Annotated in this window: 19 protein-coding genes; 10 read left to right on the forward strand and 9 right to left on the reverse strand. The window is 58.2% G+C overall.

What is annotated here, in order from left to right:
- Positions 1-132: 132 nt before the first annotated feature.
- The 5 genes from rluB to QT231_RS12240 form a co-directional block, all read right to left on the reverse strand.
- Positions 133-1,008, reverse strand: coding sequence for a 23S rRNA pseudouridine(2605) synthase RluB (rluB, locus tag QT231_RS12220; protein ID WP_308337132.1), 876 nt, complete (start codon positions 1,006-1,008; stop codon positions 133-135).
- Positions 995-1,831: an SMC-Scp complex subunit ScpB gene (gene scpB / locus QT231_RS12225; RefSeq protein ID WP_308337133.1), complete on the reverse strand. Its 837-nt coding sequence runs from the start codon at positions 1,829-1,831 to the stop codon at positions 995-997. Before scpB ends, rluB begins: the two co-directional genes overlap by 14 nt.
- Positions 1,828-2,778, reverse strand: a complete 951-nt coding sequence (locus QT231_RS12230) for a ScpA family protein (protein ID WP_308337134.1) — start codon at positions 2,776-2,778, stop codon at positions 1,828-1,830. Before QT231_RS12230 ends, scpB begins: the two co-directional genes overlap by 4 nt.
- A gap of 29 nt (positions 2,779-2,807) precedes the next feature.
- Positions 2,808-3,056, reverse strand: coding sequence for a DUF2442 domain-containing protein (locus QT231_RS12235; protein WP_146875598.1), 249 nt, complete (start codon positions 3,054-3,056; stop codon positions 2,808-2,810).
- 65 nt (positions 3,057-3,121) lie between these two features.
- A complete protein-coding gene (locus QT231_RS12240; RefSeq protein ID WP_374694390.1) occupies positions 3,122-4,879 on the reverse strand; it encodes a DEAD/DEAH box helicase in 1,758 nt (585 codons plus the stop codon).
- Positions 4,880-5,072: 193 nt separating this feature from the next.
- On the opposite strand from QT231_RS12240, the gene QT231_RS12245 reads away from it, so the two are divergent.
- On the forward strand, positions 5,073-5,312 hold the full coding sequence (locus QT231_RS12245) for a hypothetical protein (RefSeq protein ID WP_308337135.1): 240 nt from the start codon (positions 5,073-5,075) through the stop codon (positions 5,310-5,312).
- A 74-nt stretch (positions 5,313-5,386) separates the two neighbouring features.
- On the opposite strand, the gene purL is transcribed toward QT231_RS12245, so the two are convergent.
- Positions 5,387-9,337, reverse strand: a complete 3,951-nt coding sequence (purL, locus tag QT231_RS12250) for a phosphoribosylformylglycinamidine synthase (RefSeq protein WP_308337136.1) — start codon at positions 9,335-9,337, stop codon at positions 5,387-5,389.
- Between the two features lie 184 nt (positions 9,338-9,521).
- Between purL and mltF the strand changes: the two genes are divergently transcribed.
- Positions 9,522-10,985, forward strand: a complete 1,464-nt coding sequence (mltF, locus tag QT231_RS12255; RefSeq protein WP_308337137.1) for a membrane-bound lytic murein transglycosylase MltF — start codon at positions 9,522-9,524, stop codon at positions 10,983-10,985.
- A gap of 10 nt (positions 10,986-10,995) precedes the next feature.
- On the opposite strand, the gene tadA is transcribed toward mltF, so the two are convergent.
- Positions 10,996-11,466, reverse strand: a complete 471-nt coding sequence (tadA, locus tag QT231_RS12260; RefSeq protein ID WP_308337138.1) for a tRNA adenosine(34) deaminase TadA — start codon at positions 11,464-11,466, stop codon at positions 10,996-10,998.
- Between the two features lie 112 nt (positions 11,467-11,578).
- Here tadA and QT231_RS12265 point away from each other — a divergent pair, with 112 nt between their 5' ends.
- Positions 11,579-12,397, forward strand: coding sequence for an acyl-CoA thioesterase II (locus tag QT231_RS12265; RefSeq protein ID WP_308337139.1), 819 nt, complete (start codon positions 11,579-11,581; stop codon positions 12,395-12,397).
- Positions 12,398-12,476: 79 nt separating this feature from the next.
- Here the strand turns inward: QT231_RS12265 and QT231_RS12270 are convergent, their stop codons facing one another.
- Together QT231_RS12270 and rpmE are read right to left on the reverse strand one after the other, a co-directional pair.
- The gene (locus QT231_RS12270) at positions 12,477-13,748 is read right to left on the reverse strand and encodes a malic enzyme-like NAD(P)-binding protein (RefSeq protein WP_308337140.1); all 1,272 of its coding nucleotides are present in this window, start codon (positions 13,746-13,748) and stop codon (positions 12,477-12,479) included.
- Positions 13,749-14,091: 343 nt separating this feature from the next.
- Positions 14,092-14,307, reverse strand: a complete 216-nt coding sequence (rpmE, locus tag QT231_RS12275) for a 50S ribosomal protein L31 (RefSeq protein WP_064234439.1) — start codon at positions 14,305-14,307, stop codon at positions 14,092-14,094.
- 222 nt (positions 14,308-14,529) lie between these two features.
- On the opposite strand from rpmE, the gene QT231_RS12280 reads away from it, so the two are divergent.
- From QT231_RS12280 to ubiE, 7 genes are all read left to right on the forward strand, one after another.
- The gene (locus QT231_RS12280) at positions 14,530-16,788 is read left to right on the forward strand and encodes a primosomal protein N' (protein ID WP_308337141.1); all 2,259 of its coding nucleotides are present in this window, start codon (positions 14,530-14,532) and stop codon (positions 16,786-16,788) included.
- A gap of 329 nt (positions 16,789-17,117) precedes the next feature.
- Entirely contained in the window at positions 17,118-18,803 is a 1,686-nt protein-coding gene (gene argS, locus QT231_RS12285; RefSeq protein WP_308337142.1) for an arginine--tRNA ligase, read from the forward strand.
- A gap of 3 nt (positions 18,804-18,806) precedes the next feature.
- On the forward strand, positions 18,807-19,541 hold the full coding sequence (locus QT231_RS12290; RefSeq protein ID WP_308337143.1) for an SPOR domain-containing protein: 735 nt from the start codon (positions 18,807-18,809) through the stop codon (positions 19,539-19,541).
- A gap of 158 nt (positions 19,542-19,699) precedes the next feature.
- Complete coding sequence (gene hslV, locus QT231_RS12295) at positions 19,700-20,233, forward strand: ATP-dependent protease subunit HslV (RefSeq protein WP_007113850.1); 534 nt, start codon at positions 19,700-19,702, stop codon at positions 20,231-20,233.
- Between the two features lie 51 nt (positions 20,234-20,284).
- The gene (gene hslU / locus QT231_RS12300) at positions 20,285-21,607 is read left to right on the forward strand and encodes an ATP-dependent protease ATPase subunit HslU (protein ID WP_308337144.1); all 1,323 of its coding nucleotides are present in this window, start codon (positions 20,285-20,287) and stop codon (positions 21,605-21,607) included.
- Positions 21,608-21,683: 76 nt separating this feature from the next.
- Entirely contained in the window at positions 21,684-22,067 is a 384-nt protein-coding gene (locus tag QT231_RS12305) for a DUF971 domain-containing protein (RefSeq protein WP_308337146.1), read from the forward strand.
- A gap of 147 nt (positions 22,068-22,214) precedes the next feature.
- Entirely contained in the window at positions 22,215-22,970 is a 756-nt protein-coding gene (ubiE, locus tag QT231_RS12310) for a bifunctional demethylmenaquinone methyltransferase/2-methoxy-6-polyprenyl-1,4-benzoquinol methylase UbiE (RefSeq protein ID WP_308337147.1), read from the forward strand.
- Positions 22,971-23,008: the final 38 nt, after the last annotated feature.

The raw sequence follows: 23,008 nt of genomic DNA on the forward strand, positions 1-23,008 counted from the left end.
GCATATCCTACGCTTACACCTCATTGATAGCAAGCGTTTTTTAGCTTTAGACACTACAAACAGGCTATTTTCGTGCCTGACATATCACGCTATGCTATCAGGCACGTTAACTACTTTCGTTCAAGAACGCGCTTAGCGGGCTTTGCTTTTCGGTTTGCGTAGCGCCTGCACCGGCTTACGCTTGTGCTTATCGCGGTTCCAGCGATTCTTCTCATCCGGCGTTAGCGCGGGCACCTTACGGGTCTCTAGGTTAGCCAGCGTGGCTAAGTCATCCACCTCATCCTGGGTAAGCTCAACCCATTCGCCGGCTTTTGCCCGCTTATCGAGGAAGATATTGCCGTAGCGCACACGCTTAAGGCGACTCACCGTCAGCGCCTGAGACTCCCAAAGGCGCCGTACTTCACGGTTGCGGCCTTCCAGGATCACTACATGGAACCAGGTGTTGATGCCTTCGCCACCAAACTCCTGCACGTCGGTAAAGCGCGCCGGACCATCTTCCAGCATTACGCCATCGACCATCGCCAAGATATGCTCGCGCTTTACCTCTCCCATCACACGAACCGCGTACTCCCGTTCCACCTGGGTAGAGGGGTGCATCAAGCGGTTGGCTAATTCGCCATCGGTAGTGAATAGCAGTAAACCGCTGGTGTTGATATCCAAACGGCCAATTGCAATCCAGCGCTCGCCTTTCAGGCGCGGCAAGCGGTCAAACACCGTGCGACGACCTTCAGGATCTTTGCGGGTGCACAACTCGCCTTCCGGCTTGTTGTACATAATGACCCGGCGCGGCACTTCCTCTTCCGGGCGCAGTGCCACTGGGCGGTCATCAAAACTGACTTTGTCCCGCGCTTCAACGCGGTCGCCCAGCTTGGCCACCTGGCTATTCACTTTAACCCGGCCGGCGGAAATCGCCGTTTCCATCTCACGCCGCGAGCCAAGGCCTGCACGGGCCAAAACTTTTTGCAGCTTTTCGCTGGTAGGGGGCGTGGTGTTATTACTCTGATTCATGGTCGTCTGACCTCACATCGGTAGTCTGCGTGCTTTCGCGCTCATCTTGTTGGCGCTTGGCACGTGCCGCGAGCCGTGCCTGTAGGTCGGCAAAACTCAACGGCTGGGTTAACGCCGTCTCGGCGTGGGTCTCGGCTGGCTCAGCCGAGCTTAACTCATCGTTCTGGGGAGGCGCATCCTGCACGGTTTTGCTCGTTTCGTCCAGTGCTTCATGGTCTGAGCCGAAGCCATTCTCTTCATGAGTGTCAGCACCCTTCGCCATTCCCGGCTCTTCAGGTATTTCGTTCTCGTCCCAGCTCGCCAGGGTGTGCATGGGCGGCAGCGCATCGAGAGTTTTTAAGCCAAAATCGTCCAAAAAGCTGCGCGTGGTGGCGTAGACCGCCGGCCGACCGGGCACATCACGATGACCGACCACGCGAATCCAGCCACGTTCTGCGAGGGTGCGCATGATTGAGCTACTCACGCTGACCCCACGCACCTCCTCAATATCCCCCCGCGTTACCGGCTGCCGGTAGGCGATTAATGCCAGGGTTTCCAGCAGCGCCCGGGAGTAACGCTGAGGACGCTCGTCCCATAACCGCGACACCCACTGGGAAAGCCGCGGACGAATGCGCAGCTGGTAGCCCGAAACGGTCTCTAACAGCTCCAGCGCGCCCCCCGAATGGCGCTGCTGCAAGCGCTCAAGAATGTCACGCAACTCCTTGCGCGTGGGACATTCGTCCTCCAGAAAAAGCGTCTCCAAGCGCTCAAGGGGCAGCGGTTCGCCAGCGGCCAGCAGTGCCGCTTCAATAATGTCGTCTAACGCGGTGACGGCGTCACTCATGACGTCTCCTCGCCAGGTTCAAAAGCGGACTCACCATAGGCATCATCTTCTATCTCGCCCTCATCAAAAGCGCTCTCCTCGTCGTCAGCAAGGGCAGCACGCCGCGCACGCACGTGAATAGGCGACAGCGGGGCATTCTGGACAATTTCAATCATGGATTCTTTAGCTAGCTCTAAAATAGCCATAAACGTGACCACCACGCCTGCACGCCCCTCTTCCAGCGTAAACAACGCCTCAAAGGGGGTATAGCGCTGATGGGCGTCGTCGAGACTTAGCTGTTCCATAATTTTGAGCATGCGCTCGCGGGTAGACAACACCTCACGACTGATCTGGTGAGCCTGCACCAGTTCGGCACGCTTGAGCACATCGGAGAGCGCGCTGAGCAGCTCATCCAACTCCACCTCGGGGTGAATCACCCGGGATTCCAGCGGTGGTAAGCCCGCCTGTACACTGAACCAGTCACGCCCCATGCGCGGCAGCGTATCCAGTGTCTCTGCGGCTTCTTTAAGGCGCTCATACTCTTGTAGCCGACGGATAAGCTCGGCGCGGGGATCTTCTTCATCCTCGCCCTCTGCTTTAGGTGGGCGGGGCAGCAGCGTGCGCGACTTGATTTCCGCCAACATGGCGGCCATTAGCAGGTACTCCCCCGCCAGTTCGATCTCCATGGCCTTCATCAGCTCCACATACTCGATGTACTGGTGGGTGATGGTGGCCACATTGATAGTGAGGATATCCAGGTTCTGACGGCGAATCAGGTAGAGCAGCAGATCCAGCGGGCCTTCAAAGGTCTCCAGAAAGACCCGCAGCGCTTCCGGGGGAATATACAGATCCTCCGGCATTTGCGTAATCGGCTCATCAAACAGACGCCCAAACGAAGCCGCCGCAGGCTCAGTGACCGCAGCATCAGGGTTTTCTAATTCGACAGTATCGCTTGGCGTCTCGCTCACGCGGGTCGGCTCTCTTGAGGTGGTTGAAATCAGGCAACAGCCTGACGGTGACGCGTTAAATCGCCTTGCCCGGCCAGAATCCCATCAATAGACACATCTTCATCCAGCGCATCCCAGTGAATTCCGCGGGCACTCAATTCATAGCAAGCCAATTGTTGGGGTGATGCTTTAAGAAGCCGCGGGTACCAAGCCAGTGGCACGCCGACCGTCCGCCCATCGCTTAACTCAACCCAAAAATTATCTTCATCAAACGTAACTCGCTTAGGAGAAGTAGTCATGCTTGTTACCTTCTTAATTCGTCGAGGTACTGAATAATAGATGCTTTATTGCCACAAGGCACATGCTACCCCGCCTCAGCTGCTTTGCGGTAGCGGCCAACATAGTCAAACAGCTTGTCACGGATTTGGAAGTGGCGCCCGACTTTGCGCCCCACGACAAAATCAGGGTGGCGCAGACGGCGCTGTTCGGCGACGACTTCGTCGGCGCTTAGCGGCTGCCATTTACCGCCTGGGGCGCGCAGGTGGTAGCGCAGAAAGGCGGCGTAGAAGGCGCGCCGTTGGGCGGGGGTTTCCAACGCAAACCACTCGGACAAGTGGCTGCCGTCTTCGTCGTGGTAGGTGACTTTTAAACGCGGCAAGCCGCGCCCATTAGTCGTCGCTTCCAACTGCATGCCGCTTACCCGCAATACCTTGGCGTCTTTTAGTTTCAGGGCATCCTTGAGTTTGTCATCCGCGTCCACCAACAGTTTGTCGCAGCCGTGGCAGCGACGGGCGGCGATGTCATTTTCAGCCCCACACTCATCGCAGACTTTAAAACGAAAGCGAAACTCACACTGCTTTTTATAGGCGCCCGAAGCCGCGCCGCGTGAGCCATTTCCTGGCCTTTCTGGCTTATCTGGGTCATCAATCAGCCCCTGGCACCGACGCCCAAAGTGCTCAATGACGACATCGCCATCGCGCTTGCCCCAATAGAGATTGGCGTGGCCACAGGCGGGGCACTCCACCTGCACCGGCTCGCTGTCGCTATCCGGCTTCGGCTCGCCCACTTCGGGGGCATAGATATCCCAGGGGTTACCAGCGTAGTCCAGAATTAGACAGTCGCTTTTCCCCGGTGATAGGCGCAGTCCTCTGCCCACCATCTGTTGATAGAGGCTCACCGATTCGGTGGGCCGTAAAATAGCGATCAAATCCACGTGGGGCGCATCGAAACCGGTGGTCAGCACCGCCACGTTGACCAGATATTTCAGTTGCCGCGCTTTAAAGGCATCGATCAGCGCCGTGCGCTCCTGGGAAGGCGTTGCACCGGTAATCAGCGCCGCTTCTGCCCTGGGCAAATAGCTCATAATTTCTTCGGCGTGAGCCACGGTGGCGGCAAAAATCATCACGCCCTGACGCTCAACCGCGCGCTCGATAATTTGATCAATGATGCCCGGCGTTGCGCGACTACCCGCTACCACGCGATTAAGCGCTTCCTCCGGAAACAGACCGCTTGAAGAGGGCTTGAGCGCAGAGAAGTCGTAGCCTTCAATGGCCATATCCAAGCGCTTGGGCTCGGCGAGATAGCCCTGCTTGACCATCAGGCGCAGCGGCTGCTCAAACACGCAGTCGCGGAAAAAGCTCTCTTCACTGCCTCGCACCATGCCGTGGTGGTGGCGATAGTAGATAAACCCCTGCCCCAAGCGGTAAGGGGTCGCCGTTAAGCCAAGTATCTTGAGTTGCGGGTTGTGCTGGCGCAAATGCCCGATCACCTGGCGGTAGCTGGCGTCTTCGTTGAGCGATACACGGTGGCTCTCATCGATCACCAACAGGGTAAAGTTAGCGTCGTTAAAGCTATCCAAGTTGCGCACCACCGACTGCACCGAGCCAAATACCACTTGGCGGTTGGCCTCTTTACGCTTTAAGCCGGCGCTAAAAATATCCGCCTCAAGCCCATAGGCCTGGTACTTGGCGTGGTTCTGCTCTACCAGTTCCCGCACATGGGCGAGCACCAGCACACGCCCTCTCGCCAAGCGAGCCAGCTCCGCAATGACTAGGGATTTGCCGCTACCGGTAGGCAATACCACCAAAGCAGGATCGCTGGAGGCGCGAAAATGCACCACCACGCGCTTTACCGCTTCCTGCTGATAGGGGCGAAGCTGGGGCGTTAAAGAGGACGCTTGCAAGGAGTTAAGTGTCGGCAAATTAATTAGCCCGCTATTGAACTATTACGACTTTAGTCGCGTCGTAGTAATGATGGTTTAAATAATCCCTGAACTCGCAACGTCTATCAGCGAGAAGATAATAGTGAGGTGAGCCATGACAACCAATCATTTCAGCCCTGAATGCCCCGAGTGCGGTAGCCGCTTAAAACGCTTGCCCGCCACACGGCGTGATCAAGCCCATGTATTTTGTATGGATTGCGGACATGATTTTGGACGCTTTGAATACCTCGTTGAGCGCTACCGGCTAGAGCTTGAAACCCTCGAGGCAAAGCTCGGGCTGCCGCTAACAGGCGCAGAGGAAACACCGGCGAGCGCTCCCCAACCGCACTCTTAACAATTGGCCTAATAGATAACGGCGGCAAAAAGCCGCCGTTTACTCCTACCATGCTGCTTCGAACGTTACTGAAATCAGTTGAGCCACACCCGAGCGTTGCGGAATAGCCGCAGCCAGGCACCATCTTCCGTCCACTCCGCCGGGCGCCATGAGTTGGTGACCGCCCGAGCAACACGCTCGGGGTGGGGCATCATAATAGTCACCCGGCCATCCGGCGTGGTCAGGCCGGTAATGCCCGCAGGCGAGCCGTTGGGGTTGGCCGGATAACGTGTGGTGGCCTGGCCATAGTTATCGATGTAGCGCAGAGCGATTTGGCTGCTCGACTGCATACTGCGCAGGTGAGCGCTATCGCGGAACTCCGCCCGCCCTTCGCCATGGGCCACGGCGATGGGTAACTGAGAACCTTCCATACCCGCCAGCAGAATCGATGGGCTCTTCTCGACCCTGACCATGGAGACCCGCGCCTCAAACTGCTCGGATTCATTGCGCACAAAGGTCGGCCAGTTTTCAGCGCCGGGAATCAGCGATTTCAACTGCGACAGCATCTGGCAGCCGTTACATACCCCCAACGAGAAGCTGTCCTCACGGGCAAAGAACGCCGCAAACTGCTCCCGAGCACGCTCATTAAACAGCACCGACTTGGCCCAGCCACCGCCGGCGCCCAGCACGTCGCCATAGGAGAAGCCGCCGCAGGCCACAAGCCCTTTAAACTCTTCCAGTGAAACGCGTCCCTCCAGGATGTCGCTCATATGCACATCCACGGCGTCAAACCCAGCCTTATCAAAGGCCCAGGCCATTTCCACCTGGCCATTGACGCCCTGCTCACGCAGCACGGCCATGGCGGGCTTGGCTGTATTAACGAACGGCGCGCTGATATCTTCACTAATATCAAAAGTGGGGGATGCGGAGAGCCCTGGGTCGCGGCTATCGAGCAGATTGTCGTATTCGTTTTTGGCGCATTCGGGATTATCGCGCAGCGCCTGCATGCGGTAGCTGGTTTCTGCCCAGGTACGCTGGGTAAGCTGGCGAGTGGTTTCCAGCAGCGGCTCTTCAAATAGCGTGACGCGCACCTGGTCGTCGTAACGCGGGCGAGCAATGACGCCGCAGGTTTCGATACCGGCCACGGCAAACTGCGCCAGCACTTCTTCGGTGTGCTCACGATTAACCTGAATCACCGCCCCCAGCTCTTCCGAGAACAGCGCGTTCAACGCCTCCACTGGCTCATCGATCATCCAGTCGAGCTTGATCTCAAGCCCGGCGTGGGCCGCGAAGGCCATCTCCAGCAGCGTGACCAGCAGGCCGCCGTCGCTACGGTCATGGTAGGCCAATAACTTACCGTCGCGGTTAAGGCCCTGAATGACTTCGAAGAACGCCTTGATATCTTCCGGATCGTCCACATCGGGGCAGTCGTTACCTACTTGACCGTACACCTGTGCCAATGCCGAGCCGCCCAAGCGATTTTGACCATTCCCCAAGTCGATCAAAATCAGATCCGATTCATCCTGATCCAGATTGATCTGCGGTGTTAGCGTCGCCAACGCATCAGTCACCGGGGCAAAGCCGGTCACCACCAACGAAAGCGGCGAAGTGACGCTTTTGTCTTCATGCTCACCCTGCTCAGTTTTATCCTGCCAAGCAGTGCGCATCGACATGGAGTCTTTGCCCACCGGGATGGCAATGCCCAGTGCCGGGCACATTTCCATGCCCACCGCATAAACGGCGTCATACAAGGCCTGGTTTTCACCCGGATGATCGGCGGCGCTCATCCAGTTAGCGGAGAGCTTGATATCGCTTAGCTTGGCGATTGGCGCTGCGGCCAGGTTGGTAATCGCTTCGGCGACCGCTAAACGGGCGCTGGCTGCAGGGTTGATCAACGCCACCGGCGGACGTTCGCCCATGGCCATGGCTTCACCGGCGTGGGTATCAAAACTTGCCGTGGTGACCGCTACATCGGCCACCGGCACCTGCCAGGGGCCGACCATCTGGTCGCGGGCCACCTGGCCGGTAATTGAGCGGTCGCCGATGGTAATCAAGAAGCTTTTAGAGGCTACGGTAGGCAAGCGCAGCACCCGATCCAGCGCTTCGCGCAGGTCGAGGTTATCGAGCATTACCCCAGAAAGCTCCGGGTCGTGACGCTCGAATTCGCGCTGCATCTTAGGCGCTTTGCCGAATAGCACGCTCATCGGTAAGTCAACCGGCTTACTATCAAAGTGGCCGTCGCGCACTTCAAGGTGATGCGCGTCCAACGCTTCGCCAACCACCGCATAGGGGCAGCGCTCGCGCTGACATAGCGCGTCAAAGGTATCTAAATCCTCCGGCGCAACGGCAAGCACGTAGCGCTCCTGGGCTTCGTTACACCAGATCTCCAGCGGGCTCATACCCGGCTCGGCATTGGGTACCGCGCGCAGCTCAAAGCGGCCGCCGCGGTTGCCGTCTTTGACCAGCTCCGGCAACGCGTTGGAGAGCCCTCCAGCACCCACGTCGTGGATAAAGCGGATCGGGTTGTGATCGCCCAGCGCCCAGCAGCGGTCAATCACTTCCTGGGCACGGCGTTCGATCTCGGGGTTTTCACGCTGCACCGAGGCGAAATCCAGATCGGCGCTGGAGGTGCCGGATGCCATGCTGGAGGCTGCTCCGCCGCCCAGGCCAATCAACATCGCCGGGCCGCCCATTACAATCAGCTTGCCACCAACGGGGATATCGCCCTTCTGAACATGGTGGGCACGAATATTGCCGTAACCGCCGGCAAGCATAATCGGCTTGTGAAAGCCACGCCGCTCGATGCCGCCGTCGTTAAGCGACTCCTGCTCGTAGGTGCGAAAATAGCCGGTTAAGTTGGGGCGGCCAAACTCGTTATTGAATGCAGCGCCGCCAATGGGGCCGTCGAGCATAATATTAAGCGCCGACTGCATGCGCTCGGGCTTACCATAATCAAAAGCCTCCCAGGGCTGCACAAACTCAGGAATGCGTAGGTTGGACACGGTATAGCCGGAAAGACCCGCTTTGGGTTTGCCGCCGATACCGGTAGCACCTTCGTCACGTATCTCCCCCCCGGAGCCGGTCGCCGCTCCCGGGAAAGGGGCAATCGCGGTGGGGTGATTATGGGTCTCCACCTTCATCAGAATATGGATGGGCTCCTGATGAGTGGTGTAGAGCGCGCGCTCGTCGTCAGCGCCAGTCAGCGGCGTGGCAAAGAAGCGCCCGGCCTGGCTGCCCTTGATCACGGCGGCGTTGTCGCTGTAAGCCGAGAGCACGTTATCTGGCGATGACGCAAAGGTATTCTTGATCATTTTGAACAGCGAGTGGCTCTGCGGCTCGCCGTCGATCACCCAGTCGGCGTTAAAGATTTTGTGACGGCAGTGCTCGGAATTGGCCTGGGCAAACATCATCAGCTCAACGTCGCTGGGGTTACGCCCCAGTTCATTGAAAGCATCGACAAGGTAGTCGATTTCATCTTCTGCCAGTGCCAGCCCCAGCGCCTGGTTGGCCGTTGCCAGCGCATCACGGCCACCCTCTAGAATATCCACACTGCCCAGCGGGGCCGGGTCGTGTTGGGCAAACAGCTTAGCGGCGTCTGAAGCATCGGCCAGCACCGTTTCAGTCATACGGTCGTGCAGCAGTGCCGCCAGCGCGTTCAACCCCTCTTCATCCGGCATAGTGGTAAAGCCGACCCGATAATCGATGCCGCGCTCGATGCGGCCAACTTGGCGCAAGCCACAGTTGTGAGCAATATCAGTGGCTTTTGACGACCAGGGTGATTGGGTACCCAGTCGCGGCACCACTAAAAAGCGCTGGGCACGCTCGGGAACCTCTACGCTCGAGTGAGTACCATAATCCAGTAATTGCACCAAACGTTCGCGGGCAGCATCATCTAACTCATCGCGGCGGTCATGGGAGCGAATATCGATAAAATGAACATAGTGGGCAGACAGCGCTTCCACCTCGGGAACACGTTCACGCAGCACCGTTAACAGCCGAGCATGACGGAAGGCAGAAAGGGCGGGCGCGCCTCGCAGTTCGAGCATATCCTGAAGCCTCTAGAGCAGGGAAATTCGAGCAGGGAAATCACCGGGCCGCTATGCGGCCATGCTTTTATGGTGCCGAAAATAGCCTATGATACTGGAAACCACCCGCCACACGAAATCAACAAGGTGACAGCCTGCCTCTGGCTGGGTATCGTGGCAGCTTGTTTCATGCCGACAAGACGCCATGCTGACGTTGATTTGCCGACATTTTGTAGCCCGAGCCAGCGCTTATTATGCGCTGATAGCTATTACGCTTTTGACTCTGGTGCCGACTCTCTCCCTGATTCCCCCCGGCGAGCATCTGACGCAGATCACTGCAAAAGATTTTATTACCGTTCACTCCCGTAATACACCCACCACTTATTACGAGGGTCGCCAAGGCCCTACCGGCTTTGAGTATGAGCTGATGCACCGTTTTGCCGACTACCTTGGGGTGAGTCTTAATCTTAACGCCCGCCACCACCCTGAAAGTGTGCTGCCAGCGGTACGTGAGAGCGGCGACCTGGGCGCGGCAGCGTTACCGCTGCTACCCAACCCTTCCGGCATTTACTACACCCGACCGATTATTCAAATGCAGCCGCTGGTAGTCTACCGGCGCGGCCTTAATGGCATCAGTGAGCCGAGCGACCTGGTCGGCTTGGAGCTTGGTACACTTAGCAAAGCGGGTACCAGTGAAGCACTGCGCGACCTTCAGCATCGCCACCCCACCCTGAGCTGGAAAGAGTCCCACGAACTGGAAGTCGCCGAACTACTGGCGCGGGTTGAGAATGGCACCCTGGACGCAGCGGTTATTTTTGAGCATCAATTCCGTTTAAACCGGCTGTTTTTTCCTAACGTTGAACGCGGCTTTATCCTCGGCGACCCGCTCTCCATGGCGTGGGCGGTGCCCAGCGGTCGCGGCTTGGGTCTCCTTGAGGCCGCTAATCGTTTCCTCCAAGACCTGCAGGAAAGCGGCACGCTGGATCGGCTGGTAAGCCGCTACTTTGGCCATGACGACTACTTAGAGTATGTCGGCACCCGTACCTTTCTTGATCACCTGGACGCGCGCTTGCCCCGCTACACAGACCTCTTCCAGCAGTCTGCTCGGGAAACGGGGTTTGATTGGAAGTTGCTCGCGGCCGTGGGCTACCAGGAGTCTCACTGGGATCCGGACGCGGTTTCACCAACGGGGGTGCGCGGTTTGATGATGCTGACCAACCCCACCGCCAGCGAGATGGGCGTCAGCGACCGTACCGATCCGGCTCAGAGCATTGATGGCGGTGCCCGCTATTTACGCAGCATTAAGGATCGCTTACCGGAAAGTATCACCGGTGATGATCGCCTGTTTATGGCTATGGCTGCTTACAACGTGGGCCTGGGACATTTATACGACGCTCGCAAGATCGCCGAAATGCGTGGAGGTGACCCCGACAGCTGGGTGGATGTTCGCGCCGCGCTCCCTCTGTTACAACAGCGTGAATGGCATAGCCAAACGCGTCACGGCTACGCCCGGGGCGGGGAGCCGGTAATATACGTACGCAATATTCGTCGCTACTACGAAATGATTGAGTATGTTGAGCGTAGCCGCCAGCAGTTTTTCCAACTAGAACAAACGCCTGTCAACGACGATCCACTGCTGTTGTTCGAGCTGGTGCCGCCGCTTAATTAACACTGCTTAACTATTTCTGGTTCAGTTGATCACGTCGCGCGGTGAAAAAACGCTTCAGCAATTTTTGCGAGGGTGCCGCTAATACACCGCCCGTCACCGCGACCTGATGGTTGAACCACGGCTGCGCCAGTAGATTAGCCTTCGATTCAACCATGCCAGCCCGCGGCTCCGCAGCCCCGTAAACCAGACGGGCCAAACGTGCATGTATCATCGCGCCTGCACACATCATGCACGGCTCCAAGGTGACAAACAGGGTGCAGCCCTCAAGGCGGTAATTACGCTGATGCTTGCCCGCCTCGCGCAGGGCGCGAACTTCCGCGTGACCGCTAGGATCGCAACTGGCCACCGGCGCATTGCAGCCGACACCAATGATCTCCCCCTGAGCATCGACCACCACCGCCCCCACGGGCACCTCGCCCGCCGCAGCAGCGAGATGGGCTTGGTCAAGCGCCCGGTACATGTAAAATTCATCGCTGCGCATAAACGTAAACTCCGCTAAGGTAGCTAAACGATCGTATGAAAGGGTTGCCCCTGCCGTGGCAACTCACTTCCACCGACAGCCTCTTATAGAGACAGCCGCAAGGATACCGAGAATGACAGACGCGCTGAACAAACTGGTAGCGTTACTAGAGCTAGAGACCCTGGAAGAGACGCTATATCGTGGCCAGAGTCAGGATCTAGGCTTTCCTCAACTCTATGGCGGCCAGGTGCTCGGTCAGGCGCTGGCAGCCGCCACACGTACCGTGCCCAGTGAACGCCGTCCCCACTCTCAGCACGGCTACTTTCTACGCCCCGGTGACCCCCACCGTCCCGTTGTCTATCAGGTGGATACCATTCGCGATGGCGGCAGCTTCACCACCCGACGCGTTACTGCCATTCAAAAAGGCCGGCCCATCTTCTTCTGCAGCGCCTCCTTTCAAAGCGAAGAGGCGAGCTTTAGCCATCAGCGCGCCATGCCAAATGTGCCGACACCCGAAGCGCTAATCAAAAACGGCGAGGCCAAGCACGAGCGCTTTCCCGGCCACCCAATTGAGTTTGTGCATCTCCCCGGCAACCCCGACAACGGCACGCCAGCAGGCCAATGCTTATGGTTTCGCCTTGCCGGTACGCTGCCAGACGACCCGGCACTGCACCGCCACCTGCTCTCTTACGCCTCAGACTTCAACCTGCTGACCACCAGTCTGGTTCCCCACGGCATTGCGTACCGCGACCCCAAGCTGCGCATAGCAAGCCTTGACCATGCCCTATGGCTGCATCAGGACAGCCGCCTGGACGACTGGCTGCTCTATGTTATCGACTCCCCTTGGGCAGGCGGTGCTCGCGGGCTGGCGCGGGGGCATATCTACAGCCGCGATGGCCGCTTGGTGGCCTCTACCGCTCAGGAAGGACTGACACGCTATACGAAAGACTAAATAGGCAGTCTCTCAAAACACTTACGCCCGCAAGAAGCGGGCGTAAGTCATCGAACAAGTCATCCAACAAGCTACGGGCTTAGCCGCCGTAGACGTCCTTAATTGACTGCAGCGGGTAGTGCGCCGGGAATGGCTTGCGCGCTACGCCAGAATCAACCGCGGCCTGGGCTACCGCCGAGGTGACCCGCGCCAGCAGGCGAATATCGACAGGCGTGGGAATAATGTACTCGCGGCCAAAGCTCATCTCGGTGCGCTCGTAGGCGTCCAGCACTTCCTGGGGAACCGGCTCACGGGCCAGGTCTTTCAGGGCATGCACCGCGGCCAGCTTCATCTCTTCGTTGATGCGCGTGGCGCGAACATCCAAAGCGCCGCGGAAAATAAACGGGAAACCCAATACGTTGTTGACCTGATTGGGGAAGTCAGAGCGGCCGGTCGCCATAATGACATCCGGACGTACTTCACGGGCAACGTCAGGGTGAATTTCCGGATCCGGGTTAGTGCAGGCAAAAATGACCGGATCTGGCGCCATTTTCTTCACCTGATTGGCGGAGAGTAGCCCTGGGCCAGACAGGCCAATAAAGACATCAGCGTTGTCGATAGCATCGTCCAGGGTGCGCATCTCGGTATCACGGGCGAACTCGGCTTTATATTCGTTAATGCCTTCGCGGTCGGTGTGTATAACGCCACGCCGATCCAACATCACCAGGTTCTCTTTACTGGCACCACAGGAGATCAGCAGCCGCATGCAGGCAATCGCCGCCGCCCCTGCGCCCATACAAACGATCTTAACATTTTCGATTTTTTTGCCAGCGATATCCAAGGCATTAAGCATGCCGGCCGCCGTCACAATGGCTGTACCGTGCTGGTCATCATGGAAGACCGGGATGCTACAGCGCTCAATCAGCGCTTTCTCAATTTCAAAGCACTCCGGCGCCTTAATGTCTTCAAGGTTGATGCCGCCCCATGTATCGGCAATCCGCGCGACGGTATCGATAAACGCCTGGGGGCTCTCCGCATCCACTTCGATATCCACCGAATTGATACCGGCAAAGCACTTGAATAACACGCCCTTGCCTTCCATCACCGGCTTGCTCGCCAGCGGCCCCAGATTACCCAACCCCAGAATAGCGCTGCCATCGGTAATCACGGCGACCAGATTACCCTTGCCGGTATAGCGGTAGGCATTTTCCACATCCCGGGCGATTTCAAGCACTGGCTCAGCCACGCCTGGGCTATACGCCAGTGCCAAATCCCGTGCCGTCGCGGTGGGTTTGGTCAACTCCACCGAAAGCTTACCGGGAATCGGTTTCGCGTGATAATCCAAAGCAGCCTGCTTATTTGCATCCGTCATGGTCAGAGTCCAGTTAACATAAAGTAGAATAAGTTGTTTCAGAATATAGAAAAAACCATAACGCCTCAAGCGCGCCGTCAACTTACTACAAAACGCTCGTTTAACTGAATTTTACCTTCATATTCGTAACTTTTAACCACTATTTGCTGAAACTTATGCAAACAGGGTTCACTCATAATGGTTTGCTTATTGATGCAACACAGCATTTATGGAAAATCTTTCCATATAAATATTGCGCAACGAGTCTACCCGAGAAACAAAAAACCCACGCCGAGGCGTGGGTTTTGCGCGAGCTTCGCCTGTTCTGAACAGGCATGCTGGCGATATGGCTATCCGACTGGGATTAGCCGCGCTTAACAGCTGCGCCGAAACGCTTGTTGAAGCGCTCTACGCGGCCACCAGTGGTCGCTTGCTTCTGCTTACCAGTGTAGAACGGGTGGCAGTTGGAGCACACATCCAAAGAGAAGTCCTGACCAGAGGTCGTACCTACCTGGAAAGTGGCGCCGCAAGAACAGTTGGCGGTGACCGTGTTGTAATTCGGGTGAATACCTTGTCTCATTTCGAGCCTCACGAAGCTATATGCCGCCACCTGATCTCTTGCCAGGTACCGCATACGGGTTTGGAAAAAACGACTAACCGGTTAGCCGCTCTGTCGTTACGATGGATCTTTGCAATAGTTCTTTGCGATAGATCTTTGCAATAGACCTTTACAATAGATCGACAAAGATCGTTAAGATTCAGAGCGGTCGCATATTCTAGCAAAACTAACGCCGGAGGCCAATTGGCTGACTCTTTTTCTTCACAGGCCCCTTTTCAAGGATCTGCTCAAGCACTCGAACTAGTGCTGAAAGTAGCGCTGCCCTCGCCGCTGCGCCGCTTGTTCGATTATCTGCCCTCTCGGGAAACGCCACCCTGCGGTTGGCAGCCGGGCCTGCGAGTGCGGGTGCCGTTTGGGCGGCGCGAAGTGGTTGGCGTGGTCGTCGAACTGGCCGGCAGCAGCGACCTGCCGCGCAGCCAGCTCCGTGCGGTTAGTGAGACACTTGATGATGGCCCGCTGCCGGAAGATTGGCTATGGCTATGCCGCTTTGCCGCCCGTTACTACCAGCACAGCCTGGGCGACACTCTGCACCACGCCATGCCAGCACGGCTACGCCAGGGCCACCCTATGGCGGGACGCACCCAAACCCTTTGGCTCCCCCAAGGCGAAGGCGCAGAAGAGATACTTAGCCGAGCACCCAAACAAGCGGAGTTATATTCGCTGCTACGCCAACACCCCCATGGTCTGCCCAGTCGCGCGGTTAGCGCCCACGGCTTTGCCCGCGATCAGCTATTGGCGCTGGAGAAGAAAGGCCTCGCCACGAGCCAGGAACACATCCTCACCGCCCCAGCGCCTCCTAGCGGCAACTTATTGGCAACACCGGCGCTCCCCCTTAACCGCGAGCAGGCGACGGCGCTGGCAGCGCTGCACGAAAAGCTCGACGGCTACCACCCCTGCTTGCTCGAAGGCGTCACCGGGAGCGGTAAAACGGAAGTCTATCTTCAACTGATTGAAGCCATCGCCGCCAAGGGCAAACAGTCGCTGGTACTGGTGCCGGAAATTGGCCTCACACCACAGACGCTTGCGCGCTTTAGAAGCCGCTTTCGCGTTCCCGTGGTGGCGCTGCATTCCGGCCTCACCGACCCCGAACGTTTAGATGTGTGGGAAGCCGCCGCCAGCGGCCGTGCGCTGATTATTATCGGCACCCGTTCGGCGATTTTTACCCCGCTGGCCAATCCCGGCGCGATTATTGTCGACGAGGAGCACGACGGCTCCTACAAACAGCACGATGGCTTGCGCTACCACGCCCGTGATTTAGCCGTAGCACGCGCCCACTACCATAAGATTCCGCTGCTAATGGGCAGCGCCACCCCTTCTCTGGAGAGTCTGCATCAGGCGCTTGCTGGCGCCTACCGCCATCTTCGCCTGACTCAGCGCCCCAGTCAGCACCCGCCGGCCAAGCTAGAGCTGATCGATCTACGCCATCAGCGCCGCCAGGGCGGTTTGCTACCCGGCGCCATTAAGGCGATTAAAAGCACCCTCGCTGCTGGCAAGCAGGTGCTGATTTTTATCAATCGCCGCGGTTTTGCTCCGACACTTGCCTGCCACGCCTGCGGCTGGATGGCCGATTGCAACCAATGTGACGCGCGCATGACGCTGCACCGCCAGCCACCGCTGCTGGCCTGTCACCACTGCGATAGCCGCCGTGCCCTACCGGACGCCTGCCCCGAGTGTGGCAGCGGCGACCTGCGCGCCCTGGGTAGCGGCACAGAACGCACCGAAGAGACACTACAGACGCTGTTTCCGAAGGCCACCATCCACCGCATCGACCGCGACAGCACCCGACGCAAGGATAGCTTTGAGCAAGTGTTAAAAGAGATTCAACGCGGTGAGCCCTGCGTGTTGGTCGGCACTCAAATGCTTGCCAAAGGTCACCACCTCCCCCATGTCACGCTGGTCGTGGTAGTCAATGCCGACGGCGGCCTTTACGCCGCTGATTTCCGTGCTCTCGAACATAGCGCCCAGTTGCTTGAACAAGTGGCGGGCCGTGCCGGTCGCGCCGCCCACCCAGGCCGCGTGCTGGTGCAAACCCTGCACCCCGACGACCCTCACCTGGGCCAGTTGGCCGAACATGGCTATGGAGCGCTGGCGCGCAATATGCTCGAAGAGCGACGTATCGCCCAACTGCCGCCGTTCTGCTTTATGGCGCTGCTACGCATCGAAAGCCCCAAAGAGGAGGCTGCTTTGGCGATGGCGCAACAGGCCGCCCAGGCCCTGCGCCAGTGGCTCAAAGAGTCCCGCGTAGCCACCCGCTGCCTGGGGCCAGTACCCGCGCCGATGGAAAGACGCCAGAACCGCTACCATTTACACGTTATGCTAGCGGCCGATAAACGCAGCCAATTACACCCCGCCGTTAGCTGGCTGGTGCAGTGGCTGGAAGCCAATCGCGAAGCACGCAAGGTACGCTGGTCGATTGATATCGACCCACAGACACTCGCCTAGCGCTTTTTTGATAGCAGTGAATACATTGATTTACATAACCGGAGCCAGGGCAGGTTGTAGTGAGGGTCTTTTTCCAGGGCCGGAAAGTGCTCCCGACAATTCCGGCATTTCCGCCATCCATGGCGGTCAGATGGAAAAAGTAGCGCCCAAGGAGGGGTTAACAGCGCCCTCGCGAAAACCTGCCCTGGCTCCAATACGTGTTCAGAACCGCTTGTTTAGTAACACGCCTTTGAAACTGCGGCCCAATTGCCGATAATAGCCGCTTTAATCGACGCACCCTTATAGTTGCGCGTTAGCACACGCCGCCACCGACGACACCGGATACCTCAATGAAAGATACGATAGTTTCACTGCTCGAAGGCGCGGTCACCGCGCTCAAGCACCAAGGCGTGCTGCCCAACGACCTTCAGCCCACCATCAAAGTGGATCCAACCAAAGACAAGGCCCACGGTGATTACGCCACTAACTTGGCACTGATGCTGGCCAAACCGGCAGGCAAAAATCCGCGTGAATTAGCCAGCGCGCTGGTTGAAGCGCTGCCCGAAAGCGACGCCATCCAAAAAACCGAGATTGCGGGCCCCGGCTTTATCAACTTCTTCGCCGCCGCCGACGCCGCGGCGCAAATCGTTGCCCAGGTGCTCGACTGCGGCGACACCTTTGGCCGCAGCATGGCGGGTAAAGGGGCAAAAGTTCAGGTCGAGTTCGTTTCCGCCAACCCCACTGGCCCACTCCATGTCGGTCACGGTCGCGGCGCGGCGATTGGCGACTGTCTCTGCCGCCTGCTCGAGGCCACCGGCTACGACGTTACCCGCGAGTTTTACTACAACGACGCGGGCGCCCAGATCGCCAATCTGGCCCGCTCGGTGCAGGCGCGGGTAAAAGGCCTGGGCCCTGACGATGAAAGCTGGCCCGAAGATGGCTATCGAGGCGAATATATCGTCGATGTGGCCAACGACTACCTGGCAGGTAAAACGGTCAGCGCCGATGACCGCGAAGTCACTGCCAAAAAAGATCCTGACGATTTAGACGCCATTCAAGAGTTTGCCGTGGCGTGGCTGCGTCGCGAGCAGGATCTGGATCTCAAAGCCTTCGGCGTCGAGTTTGACGTCTATTTCCTGGAGTCATCACTCTACGAAGATGGCAAGGTAGACGCCACCGTTGAGAAGCTGGTGAGCGCGGGCCACACCTATGAAGATGACGGCGCCATGTGGCTACGCACCACCGACTTCGGTGATGACAAAGACCGCGTGATGCGCAAACGCGACGGCGGCTACACCTACTTCCTGCCCGATGTGGCCTACCACCTGGACAAGTGGCAGCGCGGCTTCAAAACCGTGATCAACGAACAGGGCGCCGACCACCACTCCACCGTCACCCGCGTGCGCGCCGGTTTACAGGCGCTGGAGGTGGGCATCCCCAAAGGCTGGCCCGACTATGTGCTCCACCAGATGGTCATGGTCACCCGCTCTGGCGTCGAGGTTAAACTCTCCAAGCGCGCCGGTAGCTACGTGACCGTACGTGACTTGATCGACGAAGTGGGCCGCGACGCCACGCGCTTCTTCCTCGCCGCGCGCCGCGCCGACTCCCAGCTCACCTTTGATATCGACCTGGCCCGCTCGCAGTCGAATGACAACCCGGTGTATTACATCCAGTACGCCCACGCCCGGGTATGCAGCATGCTGCGCAAGGCCCAGGATGCCGACCAGCCGTTTGATCACGCCCTGGCACTGGCCAACCTAGCGCTACTCGATAGCGACCAGGAGAAAGCCGTGTTGAACCGCTTGGCGCGCTTCCCTGAAGTAGTGGAAGCCGCCGCCAGAAACCGCGAGCCCCAGCAGGTTGCCCAGTATCTGCTCGATCTTGCCGGCGATTTTCACACCTGCTACAACGCCGTCAAAGTGATGGTCGAGGACGACACCCTGCGCAATACCCGCTTGGCGCTGGGCCTCGCCACCCGTCAAGTGCTGCGCAACGGGCTTGATTTAATGGGGGTTAGCGCCCCAGAGGAGATGTAAGCAATGGCTAGCCCGCGCAAAAAGCCCGCCCCTCGCCGCGGAGCCACATCGCAGCGCAAGTCCAATCGCAGTTCAGGCGGGGGGTTCCGCCTACCCGGCTGGCTGTGGGGTCTTGCCGGTGTGGCGGCAGGCTTCTTTTTGGCTCAGCACCAGCACGGCACCGCCCCCTGGCAAGAGCAGAGCGAAACGCCCCAGGCCACGGTTCTGCCTAAACCTTCGGGTAGCGAAGAGCGCGCCGCCGCAAGGGAAACCGAGGAGGCCGCCGAGCCGTCGATGCCGACGTTTGAGTTTTACACCCTGCTGCCGGAAACCGAGGTCATTGCCCCAGGCGTTTCGCTGCCGTCAAGCGTTGTGCGCCCAGAGGCTCCCGAACAAACAGCCGATAGCGGCGCAGCCTCTGGCGCCGCAGGCGACGACCCCATCGCCCAGGTCATTGCTGCCAATACCCGGCCTGAAGATCAGGTCTCGGCAGCCCAAGAGAATGAAGCGGCCACCAACACCCCAGGGCGCTATATGCTTCAGGCGGCCTCGTTTCGTGAAGCAAGCGACGCCGAACAGCTGCGCGGCCGACTGCGCAATTTAAGTCTGTTGGCGGAAATCAGCGAAGTAAAGGCCGATGGCAATACCTGGCACCGGGTACAAGTCGGGCCTTACGAGGACACCCGTGAGCTGAACCGGGCTCAGGATTTAATGAATACCCAAGGTATCGAGCCCCTGCTTATCCAACTGCAAAACTGAGAATTCCCTCTTGATCACCTGCGGGCGGTTGATTTTTTATCAGCCGCCCGCATTTTGTTGTGAATGCTTACACAACGGTCGCTTCCAGGAACAGTTTGCTAAAGAGTAAGTGATCAGCCAGTCATCGGGAGCGCGTCTCCCCCCAAGGAGTTATCTCCATGACCACTATTGTCTCCGTTCGCCGTGGAAATCAGGTCGCCCTCGCCGGCGATGGCCAAGTATCACTGGGCAATACCGTAATGAAGGGTAACGCCAGCAAAGTGCGCCGCCTCTACCGCGGCAAGGTACTGGCCGGATTTGCGGGTGGTACCGCGGACGCCTTCACACTGTTTGAGCGCTTTGAAGCGCAGCTTGAAAAGTACCAGGGCCATTTGACCAAGGCAGCGGTTGAGCTTGCCAAAGATTGGCGCACCGACCGGGCGCTGCGCCGCCTGGAAGCGCTTCTCGCCGTCGCGGATCATAGCGCCTCGCTGATCATTACCGGCAACGGCGACGTGGTCGAGCCTGAGCGCGGCATTATTGCCATTGGCTCGGGCGGCAACTTCGCCCAGGCCAGTGCCCGAGCGCTACTGGAAAACACCGAGTTGTCGGCGCGTGAAATTACCGAGAAGTCACTTTCGATCGCTGGTGATATCTGTGTATTCACCAACCACCACGTGACCCTCGAAGAGCTGTCGATTGACGATCGCTAATCAACTCACGCGATCCCCAAACGCCGCTCACTGCACACTAAGGTTACTTATATGACTCAGATGACACCCCGCGAAATTGTTCACGCTCTAGACCAGTACATCATTGGCCAGCAGGATGCCAAGCGAGCCGTCGCTATCGCCCTGCGTAACCGCTGGCGCCGCATGCAGCTCGATGACGATCTGCGCCCGGAAGTCACGCCCAAAAATATTTTGATGATTGGCCCCACCGGCGTGGGTAAAACCGAAATTGCCCGCCGTTTAGCCAAGTTGGCCAAAGCACCGTTTATCAAAGTTGAAGCGACCAAGTTTACCGAAGTTGGCTATGTGGGCCGCGACGTTGAGTCGATTATTCGCGACTTAATGGAAGCCGCGATCAAAATGGTGCGCGAACAGGCCAAGGAAGAAGTCAGCCACCGCGCCGAAGATGCGGCTGAAGACCGCGTATTGGATGCCCTGCTGCCGCCGCCGCGGGGTCAGGAAGATAAGCCGCGCGAAGACAGCGGCACCCGCCAAACCTTCCGCAAGAAGTTGCGCGAGGGCCAATTGGACGATAAAGAGATCGATATCGAGATCTCCTCCCAGGGCCCAGGCATCGATATCATGACCCCGCCGGGCATGGAGGAGATGACCAGCCAACTGCAGAGCATGTTCTCCAACATGGGCCAGCAGAAGCGTGAACACCGCCGCGTTACGGTGAAAGAGGCGCTGGTACTGCTGCGCGATGAAGAAGCCGGCAAGCTGGTCAACGAAGAAGAGATCAAGGCCCGTGCGGTCTACTCGGTGGAACAACACGGCATCGTGTTCCTGGACGAGATCGATAAAGTCGCCAAGGGCAGCGGTCAGTCCAGCGGTGGCGAAGTCTCCCGCGAGGGTGTTCAGCGCGACCTGCTGCCGTTGATTGAAGGTTCTACCGTTTCAACCAAGTACGGCATGGTCAAGACCGATCACATCCTGTTTATCGCCTCTGGCGCGTTCCATCTGTCGCGCCCGTCGGATCTGATCCCTGAACTTCAGGGGCGGTTGCCGATTCGCGTTGAGCTCGACGCGCTAACGCCCAACGATTTCAAACGCATCCTTACCGAGCCTTCCGCGTCGCTGACCAAACAGTATCAGGCGCTGCTGGCCACCGAAGGGCTCGACATTGAGTTTACTGCCGATGGTATCGAGCGTATCGCCCAGATCTCCTGGCAGGTCAACGAAGGCACCGAGAATATCGGCGCCCGCCGCCTGCACACGGTAATGGAGCGGCTGTTGGAAGAAGCCTCTTTCAGGGGCGGCGATATGGATAGCCCGCTGGTCATTGATGGCGACTACGTCAATGCGCAGCTTGGCGAATTGGCGGTCGACGAAGATCTATCGCGCTATATTTTATAAATTGAGCTAGCCGGTCACAGCAGCTTGCCGCCCTTGGCGGGCAAGCTGCTGTGGCAATCAGCATTGAGGTCTCTTTATGAACGCCCCTACCCCCACCCGGGTTCACTACCATAAGCAGGCCCGCGAACTGGAACTTGGCTACGCCAATGGTGAGAACTTCCGCCTTCCGGTAGAGTTCTTACGCGTCTATTCACCTTCTGCCGAAGTACGTGGCCACGGCGGCGACTCCGCGGTGCTGCAAGTGGGCAAAAAAGATGTCGGCCTGCAGAATATTACCCAGGCGGGTAACTATGCATTGAAGCTGCACTTTGACGATGGTCACGACAGCGGGCTGTTTAGCTGGAACTATCTGTATGACCTCGCTACCCACCAGGAAGCTTACTGGAACAACTACTTACAGCGGTTAAAAGAGGCCGGGGCCTCGCGAGAGCCCGCCAGCATTCAATTCAAGCAACTGTGACCACCTGACTCAGGCTCCTTACAAGGAGCCGGGCAGACAAGTCAGGGTGGAGAAGGCTACAATGGCGTTAACTTTTAATCGCGTCGGCCCAGGTTCAAAGACTTAGGGTTGATTTGCCACCGCCTCGAATTCGGGAGCTACTGCCCAATGAGCCCCACAGAAAAACGCACCACTGACTTTGGTTTTCAGGAAGTACCTGTTGAAGAAAAAGCCTCCCGAGTGGCCGATGTTTTCCACTCTGTGGCTGCCCGCTACGATGTCATGAACGACCTGATGTCCATGGGCATCCACCGGATATGGAAGCGCATGACCATCGAGCGCGCAGGGGTGCGCCCCGGCCACCACGTGCTGGATATCGCTGGCGGCACCGGGGATTTAACCCTTAAGTTTTCCCGCCTGGTAGGCCCCAGAGGCAAAGTCGTACTCGCCGATATCAACGCTTCGATGCTCAAAGTTGGCCGCGACAAACTGATGGATAACGGCGTAGGCGGCAACGTTGAGTATGTGCAAGCCAACGCCGAAAGCCTGCCTTTTCCCGATAACAGCTTCGACTGCATCACCATTGCCTTTGGCCTACGTAACGTCACCGACAAAGACGCCGCACTGCGCTCCATGGCACGGGTACTCAAACCCGGTGGTCGCCTGCTGGTGTTGGAGTTCTCCAAGCCCAACAACCCGCTGCTCACCAAGGCCTACGATGAGTACTCTTTCCGCCTGCTACCCAAGATGGGCGAACTAGTGGCGGGTGACGGTGACAGCTACCGCTACCTGGCGGAGTCGATTCGCATGCACCCGGATCAGGAAACGCTCAAAGCCATGATGGAAGAGGCCGGGCTTGAGCGGGTCGAGTACACCAACCTGACCGGCGGTATCGTGGCACTGCACCGCGGCATTAAGCTATGATTTTTTATGCTCTGATTTTTTATGCTCTGACGTTTTGT

The sequence above is a fragment of the Halomonas sp. SpR1 genome (assembly GCF_031010175.1).
Lineage (GTDB): Bacteria > Pseudomonadota > Gammaproteobacteria > Pseudomonadales > Halomonadaceae > Vreelandella.